The organism is Microcoleus sp. B7-D4 (assembly GCF_036705125.1).
Lineage (GTDB): Bacteria > Cyanobacteriota > Cyanobacteriia > Cyanobacteriales > Microcoleaceae > Microcoleus.
Genome location: NZ_JAUBTT010000081.1, coordinates 1 through 12998 on the forward strand (window position 1 = coordinate 1; position 12998 = coordinate 12998).

General features: G+C 45.1%; 16 protein-coding genes and 2 tRNA genes. 4 read left to right on the top strand and 14 right to left on the bottom strand.

The window, feature by feature from the left end:
- Positions 1-359: 359 nt before the first annotated feature.
- From QUB12_RS27160 to QUB12_RS27170, 3 genes are all read right to left on the bottom strand, one after another.
- Complete coding sequence (locus QUB12_RS27160) at positions 360-716, bottom strand: peptidoglycan-binding domain-containing protein (protein ID WP_333145280.1); 357 nt, start codon at positions 714-716, stop codon at positions 360-362.
- 129 nt (positions 717-845) lie between these two features.
- Positions 846-1484, bottom strand: a complete 639-nt coding sequence (locus QUB12_RS27165) for a ThiF family adenylyltransferase (RefSeq protein ID WP_333145281.1) — start codon at positions 1482-1484, stop codon at positions 846-848.
- A gap of 47 nt (positions 1485-1531) precedes the next feature.
- Complete coding sequence (locus QUB12_RS27170; protein WP_333145282.1) at positions 1532-2377, bottom strand: hypothetical protein; 846 nt, start codon at positions 2375-2377, stop codon at positions 1532-1534.
- A gap of 136 nt (positions 2378-2513) precedes the next feature.
- Between QUB12_RS27170 and QUB12_RS27175 the strand changes: the two genes are divergently transcribed.
- A complete protein-coding gene (locus QUB12_RS27175; RefSeq protein WP_333309265.1) occupies positions 2514-2906 on the top strand; it encodes a DUF4189 domain-containing protein in 393 nt (130 codons plus the stop codon).
- 143 nt (positions 2907-3049) lie between these two features.
- On the opposite strand, the gene QUB12_RS27180 is transcribed toward QUB12_RS27175, so the two are convergent.
- Entirely contained in the window at positions 3050-3391 is a 342-nt protein-coding gene (locus QUB12_RS27180) for a hypothetical protein (RefSeq protein WP_333039029.1), read from the bottom strand.
- Between the two features lie 420 nt (positions 3392-3811).
- Here QUB12_RS27180 and QUB12_RS27185 point away from each other — a divergent pair, with 420 nt between their 5' ends.
- Entirely contained in the window at positions 3812-4066 is a 255-nt protein-coding gene (locus QUB12_RS27185; RefSeq protein ID WP_333145284.1) for a DUF433 domain-containing protein, read from the top strand.
- Between the two features lie 73 nt (positions 4067-4139).
- On the opposite strand, the gene QUB12_RS27190 is transcribed toward QUB12_RS27185, so the two are convergent.
- From QUB12_RS27190 to QUB12_RS27230, 9 genes are all read right to left on the bottom strand, one after another.
- Positions 4140-4766 carry a Uma2 family endonuclease gene (locus QUB12_RS27190; protein WP_333145285.1) on the bottom strand — a complete coding sequence of 209 codons (627 nt, stop codon included), beginning with the start codon at positions 4764-4766 and terminating at the stop codon, positions 4140-4142.
- Positions 4767-4829: 63 nt separating this feature from the next.
- On the bottom strand, positions 4830-5285 hold the full coding sequence (locus QUB12_RS27195; RefSeq protein ID WP_333145286.1) for a type II toxin-antitoxin system prevent-host-death family antitoxin: 456 nt from the start codon (positions 5283-5285) through the stop codon (positions 4830-4832).
- 47 nt (positions 5286-5332) lie between these two features.
- Positions 5333-5620: a Txe/YoeB family addiction module toxin gene (locus QUB12_RS27200; protein WP_333145287.1), complete on the bottom strand. Its 288-nt coding sequence runs from the start codon at positions 5618-5620 to the stop codon at positions 5333-5335.
- Between the two features lie 101 nt (positions 5621-5721).
- Positions 5722-7161 carry a hypothetical protein gene (locus QUB12_RS27205; protein ID WP_333145288.1) on the bottom strand — a complete coding sequence of 480 codons (1440 nt, stop codon included), beginning with the start codon at positions 7159-7161 and terminating at the stop codon, positions 5722-5724.
- 365 nt (positions 7162-7526) lie between these two features.
- Positions 7527-7958, bottom strand: a complete 432-nt coding sequence (locus tag QUB12_RS27210; protein ID WP_333145290.1) for a hypothetical protein — start codon at positions 7956-7958, stop codon at positions 7527-7529.
- A 130-nt stretch (positions 7959-8088) separates the two neighbouring features.
- A tRNA-Lys gene (locus QUB12_RS27215) sits at positions 8089-8161 on the bottom strand.
- Positions 8162-8376: 215 nt separating this feature from the next.
- Positions 8377-8577 carry a hypothetical protein gene (locus QUB12_RS27220; protein ID WP_333101629.1) on the bottom strand — a complete coding sequence of 67 codons (201 nt, stop codon included), beginning with the start codon at positions 8575-8577 and terminating at the stop codon, positions 8377-8379.
- 706 nt (positions 8578-9283) lie between these two features.
- Positions 9284-10246 carry a GNAT family N-acetyltransferase gene (locus QUB12_RS27225; RefSeq protein WP_333145291.1) on the bottom strand — a complete coding sequence of 321 codons (963 nt, stop codon included), beginning with the start codon at positions 10244-10246 and terminating at the stop codon, positions 9284-9286.
- 227 nt (positions 10247-10473) lie between these two features.
- Positions 10474-10547, bottom strand: a tRNA-Lys gene (locus QUB12_RS27230).
- A gap of 276 nt (positions 10548-10823) precedes the next feature.
- On the opposite strand from QUB12_RS27230, the gene QUB12_RS27235 reads away from it, so the two are divergent.
- Complete coding sequence (locus QUB12_RS27235) at positions 10824-10988, top strand: ribbon-helix-helix domain-containing protein (RefSeq protein WP_333145292.1); 165 nt, start codon at positions 10824-10826, stop codon at positions 10986-10988.
- A gap of 77 nt (positions 10989-11065) precedes the next feature.
- A complete protein-coding gene (locus QUB12_RS27240; RefSeq protein ID WP_333145293.1) occupies positions 11066-11296 on the top strand; it encodes a hypothetical protein in 231 nt (76 codons plus the stop codon).
- A gap of 733 nt (positions 11297-12029) precedes the next feature.
- On the opposite strand, the gene QUB12_RS27245 is transcribed toward QUB12_RS27240, so the two are convergent.
- Entirely contained in the window at positions 12030-12863 is an 834-nt protein-coding gene (locus QUB12_RS27245) for an HNH endonuclease signature motif containing protein (protein WP_333145294.1), read from the bottom strand.
- Positions 12864-12998: the final 135 nt, after the last annotated feature.

The window sequence follows — 12998 nt, forward strand, 5'->3', positions numbered from 1 at the left end:
GGCTTTTTCAAGCCCACACCGTATCGGTACTCCGTAGCTTGCGGGTCGCGTAGCGACATCGGTGTCGGGTGATTGACTAGCAATCTAGTAGGCGATTGATTGTTGATTAAAGCTTCTGTGTCTGTAGTTGCACAAAATGCGCTATCTGTCCAACTACAAACCGCAGCGATTAATGATTAGCAATGATGACTCCACCCAAACACAGGTACTTGCTTTCCGAGGCTATCGAGGGTCTAGAAAAAAAATTAGATTACAGAGTTTAAGCTTCCAGATTCATCTGTTATCGAGTAAATCTAAAATCTAAAATCTAAAATCTAAAATCGACTGACTTAGGAACCTTTGTTGTCCGGTGCTTAAAGTTACAAACTAGCAAACAGTCTGTCCCAAGTTTTGCCTCCCACAACTCCGTCTACAGGAATATCCGCTTGTCGCTGAAATCTTTTCACTGCATCTTCGGTTGTCGGACCGAACACGCCATCAATTACGATCGGGTGTGGGGACAATCCCCGCGCGTTCAACAACTTTTGCAGTTTCTTCACATCGTGCCCTTTCGAGCCGCATTTTAAAATCCTTTTATGGTGTTTCACTGCTGGTTGATGGCAATCATCAGTGTGGCAAACTGCGGAGCCTGCTGCATAGTTGGCTCTACTTGTGCCAGTCAAAACTAATAGAGCGAGAATTGCTAGTAAATAATAAAAAGTCTGTGTTCCGGCCATACTTTCCCTGTTAAATTTTCAAGCGTTTTTTGTAATTTGGACGATTGTTTGAGGGTGAGAAACCGGGTTTATAGGATGGGGGCATCCAATCTTGATTGACCAGGTTTCTGGCAACAGTCAACCGACATTCTACAATATAAGTGGCTTTACTGCAAAATCTCCGATCGTGCAAGTTAAATTTTGTTGCTGTTTGGTAGCAGCAAAGGTAACAATTACTTCGCAAGCAACTGCAACCGTCAGCATTACCAAGTTTCGCGCCAGCGGGTAATCGCAAACGTCATCATTCGCCGCTGAAGGAACCCGATAGTGTTGGTTCCAAATTATTTCGGAATAATCGGCAGCTAATCCGACGTGCACGCAGGGAAGGGAGGCACTCGCACAGTAATCCTTGACTGCTTGCCGCCCGACACTGTTATCAAAAGTATCGATGACTGTGGCGCTGTTGGCAAGCAGCCGATCGGCATTTGCGGGTGTCAATTCTTTTGAGTGCGCGTCAATGCTGACTCCCAAAGCCCGGTAGAGGTTGTTGGCGAGAATTTTGGCTTTGAATGCGCCGATGTCCGATCGATAATAGGGTTGAGTGGAAAGGTTGCGTTCCTCGATGCGATCGCGATCGATGACTTTTAACTGACAAAAGCCCGATCTCGCCAGACTTTCTGTAATATTCGCACCCAAAGCGCCCGCCCCGCACACCGTTACCGGGAAATTTTTGATCTGCGACATCACTGCGGCACTTCTGTAAAGTTGTTCGTGAAAAAATATGCTCATGGTCAGTAGTCAGTAGTCAGTAGTCAGTAGTCAGTAGTCATTATTTCCTATCTATCTTCAACTACTCCAACCAATGATTGCAAGTCGAAGTCTTTGTCCAATCCGCTGAGACAAATGCCAGCACTCATAACTGTCAAGTCATTTTTGGCGATCGCAGAAGTGTGATGTTCTCCAGTCCCGCTAGTCCATTCAACCAGCCAATAATGTTTGCGATCGCAAAAATCCCGCAATTCACCGCCACCCATTTTTAGCGCCCGCTGCAAGCGCTGTTGATCCCGCACTTTCGGATCGAAATCTTTAATATTTCGGGACACCAATTCGTAAACAGTTCGCATTTCCGGCGTCATCCCTTTAAAGCGAACTTCTTGAGGCAAAATCAACTTTTTCAAAGCAGCTTTTAAGTTCTCAGACTGCCGCGGATCGGCGCGCCTGTCAATCTCTTCAAACCACAAACAATGACCGTCCCACCGCGCAACGATCTGCTCAAACTGCGAACCTTTAGTTACTAAATGCACTGCTACGGGTTTCGCAACACCAGTACGCTGTTTAGCATCAGATTCATTAACAGGATAAGCCAGCCACGTTTGCCCTTGCAGCACGCAGGCTAAGTGCAAGCGAACGGGTACGAGCAGTTGCAAATACTCTGCCACTTGCGGCAAAATCGGCTCCTCAATTACTGCAGCAATTTCCTCATTAATCGGCCTAAAAATCGCCCATCCTTCAAAGTTGCGCGGCTGCGGTTGAAAAGTATAAACCATTGAGCTAACTCTTACCCGCACGCTTCCCCCGCGCACGCATGGAGCCAGGAATTGGGTATCGAGTAGCTGCCCTTCTTGGGCAGCGAGTTGGCTGAGGATTTTGCGGATATCTGCCACTGAATTGACCTCCATCATCTTACTTTTCGTTACCTAAAACACTTTTAATTTAAAAGAAATATAAAGATTGTTTAACACTATTGACAGGACTTAATCTCCTAATCTAATATTGAGCGAACCTCGCAACTTAACCTGGTAAATATCGTAAGTAAATATGCTGAAAAAGCTTTTTTCTAAGTGGGTTGTAGTCACAGCTTTGACACTTCCTCTTTTTGGCTCAGTCCAGGTAGCTAAAGCTCAGGACAGCTATGGAGCTACTGCTTATTCTCCGACTTCTGACGCCACTGGTATTAGTTGGGATTATGCTACAGAGAAAGAAGCACTAAACGCTGCAGTAGCCGTCTGCAATGAACAAAGCGGAGGTGCTAACGATTGCGAAGCGCTGACATCTAATAGTAATAATTGTGGAGCGATCGCAGTAGGCAAAGGAGGAGCCGGTGCGGGCTGGGGCGACGATCAAGCCGCAGCAGAAGCTCAAGCTCTCGCCGGTTGCAGCGAACTAGAGGGCGGCAGTTGTAAAGTGCAGCTTTCAGCTTGCAACAACTAATTAAACTGATAAAAATCGGTGGAAGAGGTGTATATGTTGGCTGCTAAAACAGCTTAAAAAATAGTAAATGTATGGTGTGCATTGCACACCATACCAAATACAACTCAGCTAAAATTAGGGTACGCAATGCACACCCTACGCAGTTAATCTCCTACTTCGGAAGTAACTGCATCTGGTGGCAGCAAACTTTCTAATCTATCTTTAGACCAATATTCAGTAGGGTAAGCCAGTGCAATAATATCAGAGAGTCGAATCAGCCACGTAACTTGTCCGTAAGCATCGATATGTTCCGCCTGTTCGTTAGGGGGAACTATCACCAAAAGTTCCACAAACTCCCCGAACAAATTAATCGGGATGCCGCCGAAACTGCTATTATTTGTTTTAATCCAAACTTTGCTGCCTCGATCGAGAGCTTCTTGGAGTCGCTGGCAGAGCAAACTGGATTTTTTGACCTGGGATTTTTTGGCTTTCGACTTTTTTCCCATAGTTTTAAGTAGTTAAAGTAGTTGTATTGTGGATTGCACAGTGGGTTGCACAGTTCGTTAGACAGTGGGTTAAGATCTAGTGCGCTCGCGGTTTGGTATTGAAACGGACTGAAGCAAAAAGGTATCTCGCCCCGTCCCTACCCCATTACTCTAGTCTATAAGAAAGTGCTGTACTGCGATCGTAATAACAATTTAATGGCAAAATCGCGAAATGACACCAGTTCCCAAAAAATGCGACTCTAGCCAAGCTTCAAACCCTTAATTCATCAGTGATTCCCAATCTAAAATCTAAAATCTAAAATCTAAAATGGTATGACCTGCGGTGGCACTGTTACAAAGTCAGTCAACGATATCCGTGTTTCTACTGTGTCCAAATGCAGTATAATCGGCGGAATCTTCCCAAATCGTTTAAGTAAAACAATGGACTGGCGAAAGCTCATTCATCCAAACCCGAAAGCTTCAACAAGTCAACCAGCAGCGCCAGAAACTCGATTGTCTGTAGAATTTTTGCTAGGGCTCTTTGCTGCGGGATGGACTCAACAGCAGGTGTTAGAAAAATATCCCGCACTGACTTCGGAAAAGTTACGCGCTGCTTTGGCTGCTGCGGATTCCCACTTAGTCTCAGCCATCGCTAATCCAGAATTACAAGAAATTATTGATCAAACTAGAGAATAATTGAAAAAAGGTAAAAAGTTGTTGCTTGAGGATATTGAGGGAGATGTTTGGTAGTAAAGAACGATATTAAATCTCAGCTTCCCCTTAAATTTTCTCTAACTCTTTCCCGAAACTCCAACACAGCCTCAAGGGGGTCAGGCCGTTGTACATACTCTGCAATCACTGATAAATCCAAATTCGGCAGCAACTCGCTTTGCTGCATTTTTTCATATTCCTCTCCCCGAAGATGATAAACCTCAAAGCGACGATTTTTCCAGAACCAAACCTCTGTGATTCCGAGCTTTTTGTAAACTGCTAACTTGTCCAGGCCGCCACTGCTGAGTACAACCTCGATCGCCAAATCAGGAAATTCTTTTTCTGTACCGATACAATAGCACTCGTCCGGTTCTGTACCGCCCTTTTTTGCTTGAATGCGGAAGGTAGTTGAACCCAATCCCCAAAACCTAGTCCGTGTTTCTTGAAAATACGCTTCTAGCAGCATCCCAATATTGGTTTTATCTCGATCGTGACGGCGACTTGGGGACATAATTTCCAGCACTTCATCTAAATAAGTAACCCGATACCAAGGACTATCTCCCAGTTGAGTCAGTAATTGTTCATACTGTTGCCAACTTACCCCACTGGTAATAAATCTTTCCACGGGATCTTCGGTAAGAAGCTCTAGTTCGTTTGCCAAATCTTTGATTAATATTGAAGTCACCAACAGCTCCTCCCAAGTTTAGAGTATAGTTGAAGATTGTGATGTAAATATCTACCTAAAAAATTACGATTCTGTTTCTGTGAATTGTCGCTGATGCTGACGCATTCCTCCTAGCATAGCTTGCTGTAAGGGATCTAGTCCATCTGCATAATCATCATTGATGCTGTCTAGCAGTTGTCGATCGCGATCGGTTTGTAAGCTGTTACTAGCGATCGCTACCTTATCCTCAGTATCATCCTCTTCATCAAGCCCAAATTTTTTGCAAATTTCATCGAGTGTCTGAGGTTGAACAACTCTTGCTTTAGCTCTCTTTAATGCTGTCAGCAAACGAGTTGCATTAACGGGCGATCTCAACAAATAAAGAGTTTCTAGCAAACTTTCTAATTCGACCTCAGACATCAAAACCGCATTTTTGCCGTTAGGTCTAGTAATAACTATTACTTCCCCCGTTTCAACAGTGCGGTCGCAGAGATTTTCTAAATTTGCTTGAGCTTCAGCATATGTAATCTCAGTTGACATAAAATTCTAACTCCCACTAAATTAAGGTTTCAACTTTGCTCGCTTTACTAATAGTGATAGCGCCCTTTAAGAAAATTGATACGCTCATCACTTACTAAATAAACAATACGATGTTCTTTATTCAAGCGACGCGACCACGCGCCCGACAACTCGTATTTCAGGGGTTCCGGCTTGCCAATGCCTTCAAACGGGTCTCGCAGAATTTCTCTGACCATTTTGATTAAGCGTAACGCCATCTTGCGGTCAGTTTGTACCCAATATTCTAGGTCTTCTAAAAACTCAGGCTGAAAAACTGCCTGACGTTCTACGCGATCGCTCTCACCCTCAGCACTCATCTGGCAAACCCTGAATCATTTTTTCAATTTTATGCTCCCTGCTAGAAAAAATAAGGTGAGCATTGCTCGCCAGCTTAACTGACGAGTCATGCCCAATTATATCACTTATCATCCCTCACAGGCAACGAAGTATCCAGAATTTCCATCAACAATTCCAGCCGCGAAGGACGACTCAACATCGGCACTAAATTCGGCAAGGAGTAGTAATCGCCGGCAAACGTAAAGGTTTCCACCGATACTTGTTTGTCCTTTAATTGCTTCTGGACATATTCGCACCAAGAACCAACTCGCACAATCACCACATCAGGAATTACCCCCAAACTGCGGCAGTAATTCTGATAAGCATCCGCGAAATAAGGTGCAGCATTTTCGCCTTCATCTGTTACCATAATGAATTGCTCGACAACCTGCTTTTTAAGCCGCATTGCTTCCACCGCGCAACCGCAACTTGTGCCGCCGCCAGCGCGAATGTGCTTGAAAGCGCCTTCCCAGTCTGTCAATTCGCTGCCGTTTGCTTCCACTCGATACGGCATCGTGTCAAAGGCATAAACGAACAGTGCAGCCTCGGAAATGCCGGAAATCAAAGCAGCGAGACGCTTCCCGACTTCGATCGCACTTTCCATCGAACCCGACTTGTCAATCAACAAACCCGTTGCTTTCGCAATCTTGCCGCGCTTCTTCACCTGTTCGTTTGTCACCGCTTCCAGCTTAGCCGTCGTTGCTGCGTCGAAGTTCGCGCCCGCGCCCGCAACACTTGCTTTGTAAGCAGAAACCCGATCGCACTTTGCCGCTTCATCCAGCTTCGAGTCAATCAACTGCTTGACTTCCGCGTGATCCATCGCGCCGCGCGACTGAATCGATTTCAAATTGTTGATGACTTCCTGCGGCGACATCGAGTTAATCAGCGCGGCCAAAACCGTTGGCGTTAGCTGTCTGATCGCACCAACTGCGATCGTATATGGAATCTTGTACTCAACAATCAAATTCGCCTGTTCCGCAGGTGTCGCCGCCTTTGCTAACTGCTTCAAAACGAATGCCAGAGAGTCGGACGGCGGATTGTCTTTAAACAGGATAGCATTAGCGCGATCGCTCGGCTTGACGTGCAGCGTTGCGTACAAATGCTTCATCGCCTTGCGGTTGCGGAGGGCGGCGCGATCGAAAAACTGTGCATTCTTTTCCCGCGATTTCAGATAGCGAGTGACAGCAGTGCGCGCGCTGCGAGGCATCTTATTCTGGTGCCGCTTCATAAAGTCCACAATCCGCGAAACTTCGTAGGGAGGGAACTCTTGCAGCATCATAAACCCGGCATCCCGGTGTTCCGTCAGCGCCGAAGTTAGCAAATTTCCGACAAAAACTTCCTTGTGGTCGCGCACGTCGCCTTGACGCTGATACCAGACTGCTAAATGACCGTAAAATATTGGGTCTAATTCGACAATTAACTTGTGGATTTCTGCTACTTTTTCTAATTGGCGGTGAGGAGTTGTCAGCAGGCTGTTGAGCATTTCCAAACGTAAATCGCGTTCTACTGTATTCATATTCATTGGTGTTACCTAATATTTTGCACCTTGCGCCTTAGTCCGCCAGGGATTGAAATCCCTGGCTCAAAGCTTAAGTCCTCTTAAGAGGACTGAAATGCGTGTTTACAAATGTATTTTTTGTGATTAAAAACCAACAAAAACAAATATTTTTAGTCCTCTTTAGAGCCAGTAATTTCAATCCCTGGCTCAAAGCTAAAGTCCTCTTAAGAGGACTAAAATGCGTGTTTACAAATGTATTTTTTGTGATTAAAAACCAACAAAAACAAATATCTTTAGTCCTCTTCAGAGGACTTTAGCTATTAGACAGGGATTTCAATCCCTGGCGGACTATTTCGGAGTCGAGTGACTTCAAATCTGGTTCCATCCAGCTATTTCTGGCTTCCCATGACATCAGGCGATCCTGGGTGTAATAGCGAAATGGTAAAGTACGCGCGTGCGGAGCTATCCCGTAGGGAATCGGCATATTTTGCAATCAAACCGTTAGCCAGATGTACGATCGAGCGATTTTGGCTTTCATCGGCGAGATACCGGCGAATAGTTCGCACCCAAAACAGCGTTAGTGTTTCGTGATACCCGCTGTTTTTTGTAGTTTCAATTCCTTGAGCCGAGTTGTAACGTTTAATGCCATTCCGCACCGCATTTATCGCTTCTGGCTCCGAGTCATAACACAGATACCACAGGGCAACGGTTAAATGTGCTTCGTGCGTCCATTGACTTCGCGACAGGTTGCCTTCTTGGAAGGCATGAATCAGACTGTCTATCTCCTTGGGCGATCGGTAAATTGCCAGTTTTTTTCTCATGGCTAATACCCAATTTATTTTTGAGGACGGAAGTCTTCAATACAAACAGGATTACTTAATTATTATCCTGAATTAACAACAAGAGTTTATAGCGCCTAAAATGTCACTTCGCGCAAGTCAAGAAAGCCGTTGGCACATACGCAGGAGTTGAACCCGCGACCAGTTCCTTAAAAGGGAATTGCTCTACCAATGAGCTAGTATGTAAGCTTCCTTTGTTGGGGCGCGAAGTGGAACTTTTAAGCGTCGGATAGATATAAAAAATTTAGCTATAAAAGGCAGCGCACAAGTCAGAGAAGCTTTTTTTCACGCTCTCGAAAGGTAGGAATTGAACCTACTATTCGATTTTAAGTGGAACGTTTTTAGTTTGTAAGCTTCTTTAGTTGGGGTGCGCTGTCTAATACGTGCTTTAAGTGAATTTCTAGCCGTAAACAGCTTCTGGCCGAACAATTAAATCACCGCTGGGACGGCGATCCAGAACGTAAGACTCGAAGCGAGATCCCTTGACATCAAAATGATTTGCCAGACGTTCCTTAATAGCCTTGTCGCTCATTCCTGCCGCGATACCCAGTTGGTCTTCGGCCAGATCGTAGGAACGTCCTTCAAAACGAATGTGAACCATTACCGATACCTCCTAGAGCAATTGTGGATTTTGGATTAGTAGCTTATCTGCTCTCGACTTTGGCTTTTTGTAAGACTTGGCAAATTGCCAGTATCGGTAAAGATTCACGAAATCTGATAATCTTTACTGAAAGAAGCGCCGTTCTAAATGATAAGCTTGTTTAATTTTGCGGATTTCCTCAGCCTTTTTGGTTGATTGAAATCTGGCTGAACTTGTCTGTTCTGAATCCGCATCAAATTCGTTGAAATTAGACTGATTTCGTACAACATCTGACTCATGCCGAGTCAGTTTGTAACCGAACAGTCTCGTATAAAGTAACAACATGACCATCGAGTCTATATTACAAGACTTTCAAATTGATCTTCGTTGAAATTTTGAGCAATATTTAGTTGTCAAGGTTCAGAATTTGCACGAAAAATACAGGTTTTTGCTTGTCCTGCGCTTTCCATATTTATATACTACATAGGTACTACACAGGTGTCAAGGGGGTAGCAAAAGTTTTTTTAGATCGGATATCTCGCACTATTGTCAGGAACAGGCAAGATGCCTGTTCCACAAAGAATGAATTTGATTGTGGGGTGGGCATCCTGCCCGCCTGTGAATTTGATTGTGGGGAGTAGGGGTTGGGCAGGAGAGCCCGCCCATAATTAGATAGGACTTATGCACGGGTAGGCAGAAACCGGGTTGTTTCACCAAAAAATATCGATTAAACATCCTTAACATAGGAAATGCTGTTGCGAATATTGTGGAAGCCAGCAGACTCGTAAAGTCGCATCGCACCTGATGAATTTTCAGCATCGACGCCGAGAATAGCAGTAGCCACACCGGCAGCTTTGAGTCGATGCAAACCAGCGAGCAACATCGCTCGTCCCAATCCCATTTTGCGGAAGCCGCGCCGAGTGCCGAGACAAGCAATCCAGCCTTCATTGCGCCCGGTACGATCGCACTCTTGCACACTAATCTGGCAGTAACAAAAACTGACAAATGTGCCGTCATCAGCAACAGCAATCAGGTCTAAATCATTTCTGTAATCGGGTTTAGCTAACTCGTGCTTAAATTTATTCACTGTTAAATCGTGATGATTCCAGTGATCGATAAACGACTGGTTGAACATTTCTACCCAAGCTGGGGCATCCTGTTCGCCGGGGAACTGACGCAGCGCGAAACCTTCGGGGAAGTGCGGTTCGGGGATCGGTTCAGAGAGCGATCGCGCCATGCGGCAAAAATAGCGATCGACCTTAAAACCGCAACTTGTCAGCACAGAAATGCGATCGCAATCCTCAGCGCGAGCGTAGGTTCGCAGCTTCACGCGCCCGCCCCGCATCGCAGACACCTCGCGCATCCGCACTTCACCCCAGGCGATCGCGGCTGCTTCCACATCGCCTCCGCGCGCACCTGGGTGAACGCGAAACCACAGCCAACCGTCAATTACTTCCCCCGGTACAGAAACCGACAACTGAGCAAAACCGATTAATTTTCCCTCCGCATCTTCCCAAAGGCGGATATCGCGGGCTTGGTCTAGAGACGGTGCGTTAAATTCTTGTTGTAGTTCCGAGATGGAAGTGCCTTCATCGAGCCGATCGACTTCTTCGCAAGTATTGATTAAATGGGCGATCGCATCTAAATCGCGATCGCCCGCATAGCAGCGCCCTGAGAGATTTGCCATCATAGCTAATCACCATTTCCTGTTGTTATTCAGTTTCAAAATAGCTTGGGCGATCGCACTTTTATCGATCGGATGAGCCGATTGACATTAAAAATCCGACAACGCAAACACTCACTGTAATCCAACCGCTACCGCCCTTGGCTGCTATCGTGAGCGAAAAATGGGCGAAAAGGGACATACTAGAGACAGTTTAAAGTCTCAAAGCCTTGTGAATAGTAGGTTATTGGGGATGGGAGTAGAAGGACTTGAACCTTCGACCTTGAGATTAAGAGTCACCTGCTCTAACCAACTGAGCTATACTCCCGCATCTAGAATAGTATAACACAATATTTTAATTTTCGCATATTTCACCTTTTTTATTAAGTTGTGTGGTTACTGGGTGCTTCTGAATGTAACCAATAGGTCCAATCGCTCCCTTGGTTAGAGATTTGCGATCGACCTTTTTATTTGTTAGCGTACAGTTTCGCAGCAGCAGCCATTTTATCGCGCTGCGCCCGCATCTCTACAGACGATCGCAGCAAGGTGCGATCGGTACTCCGAAAGAGGATAAGCTGGTGTCAACTAAACATGACTGCTTGAAATGGCTGACAAAGAAGAGACTGCTGTGATTAAAGTCACAGTTCCCAAGCGTTTGCACGAAAAACTGAGAAAAATCTCCCAGCAGACAGGAGTTCCTATGTCCACTCTGCTAGTCATGGCGGCCGTCAAGGAATACAACCTCGTGGACGAAACTGAGGATAAGTAACTATTAGTATACCGTGAGTACCCTTGAAAGGTACTATATGGCATATTTCAGGAATAGTCAACCCTGGAGGTGTACTTGTGACTCAAGATGAACTCGAAGCCCTTGTCGATGAACTCGGCTTAGCGTCAGTCGTCAGCCTGCTGGCAAATATCTGCCACAACAAAGCCCGACAAACCTTGTGCCTGAAGGGACAAGGGGCTACTCCTTATACCGCTTGGAACAGCAACGGCTTCTTGCTGAAGCAGTTGATGACCAGACTGCGGCCAATCGGCAGCTACGATCGCGATTTAGACCTCAAGAACAACTGAGGTTCTGAGGTTCAACCCGTGCAAGTGCGTAAAGCATTGGTTTTAGTCGGTTAACAGCCGAGTATGTATGCTTTAACTGTTAGGGCACGGGTTGAAACTCTTCGATTTGGACTTGAACCTTGAAATGGAGAGGACGGGACTCGAACCCGCATCGATCGACAGCAACTTTCAGGAAACGCGCTTCCTTACTGCCCGCAAGCAGACGGGAACTGCCCCCATCTCGGACTGTTAATTCCTTTCAGTGCCTCCGCAACCCGCTGCCAGTTTGCGTTTCCAGGGAACGTCGCGAAGCAACTTTTTACCCTACTCAACAAACCCGATCGTCCTTTTGGGAGCCGCTTTTCCAAAGTTTTTACGGTGCCATTCCACTTAGGCGACCTCCCCATAATTTTTCTCAGTATATGAGAGCAAAGCTCGTGAAAAAATCAACCATAATTCTCCCTTATTTATATATAAAATCATAAGCAATCCACCGAGGAGGTACTGCCCCTCCTATCCCCGCGTTATCAGCACGGTGTCTCGCTTTTCGACTTCCGGTGGTTAATTAAAAGGAAGATGAAGGAATCGAACCCTTACAGTTACCTGTACCCCAGTTTTCAAGACGGGTTGCCAACCATTTAGCGGCATCTTCCTTATTAATCATGCTATGATTTAGTCTGAAGTTAATTTACCAGTTTACTTAACTCTCATTGCATATCGATAGGAGTCGAACTACAATTTCGGTAATTGCAAATTAGCTACTTTCCTTTTGGCATTGCATACCTGTATGATTTCGACTCTGTTTTGCCCAGTAACCCCTAGTAGGTTTCTCAATGTCATAAGCTTTACACCATTTCTCCACTGCTTTGTCACTCACACCAAAATCTATAGCTATATGAGTAGTTGGTTTTTCCCAGACTAGCTTTTGCAAATCCTCTTTAGAAGGACGCTCAACTTTTCTGGAGTTAATTCTTGGAGAGCCACATTTCTTCATTCTTACTTTTATTTCTTTTTTCCCATTGGCACAATCATTTATCCTCCCATTTTCTGAAGCAATATGTGTCTCTAATACTTGGTTGTCGATTGCCTGCTTTACTCTTTGATTTTTGTTACCCCAATTTTCTGTTTGTTGATGGCAATTTGGACATAAGAACCTGAGATTTTCTAATCGATTGTCATCGTGAACTCCATTGATGCGATCTAAGTGCAAAGCTAAGGGCTTATCTCTCCACTGGTCAATCCCGCATTCATTACATTTATAATCCCAACCTTTTTGAATTAATCTTTTAGTCAACTTGGGGCCACCATTATAAGTTGAACACTCTACAAATACCTCCTCATCAGGATATGTATTCTTAGTTCGATTCTGCCAAATTGCAGGATTACTACTAGCAGTTTCTCCCTTAGCCCAAGAAGCCCCAACAAAATGTTGAGTTGAAATTCCTAAGTTTTTAAGACGCGAACTAATATTCCTGCGATTCCCTCCTGTTTTTCCCAAACCCAATTTTTTAAGCACCTCAGTAAGCGTAATGCTTTCCCTGACGATGGGCTCTAAAAGCTCCTTGGTGTACTTAGATTTTTTAGGCATTTGTAGTGTTTTCAGTCTTTACTAAACAATATAGCGCGATAATGAGTACGTCGTTAGTTGAAATAACCAACGTCTCGATCTCTTCGATTTCAGACACCGAAAGTGGAGTCAAGGAGAATCGAACTCCTGGCCTCT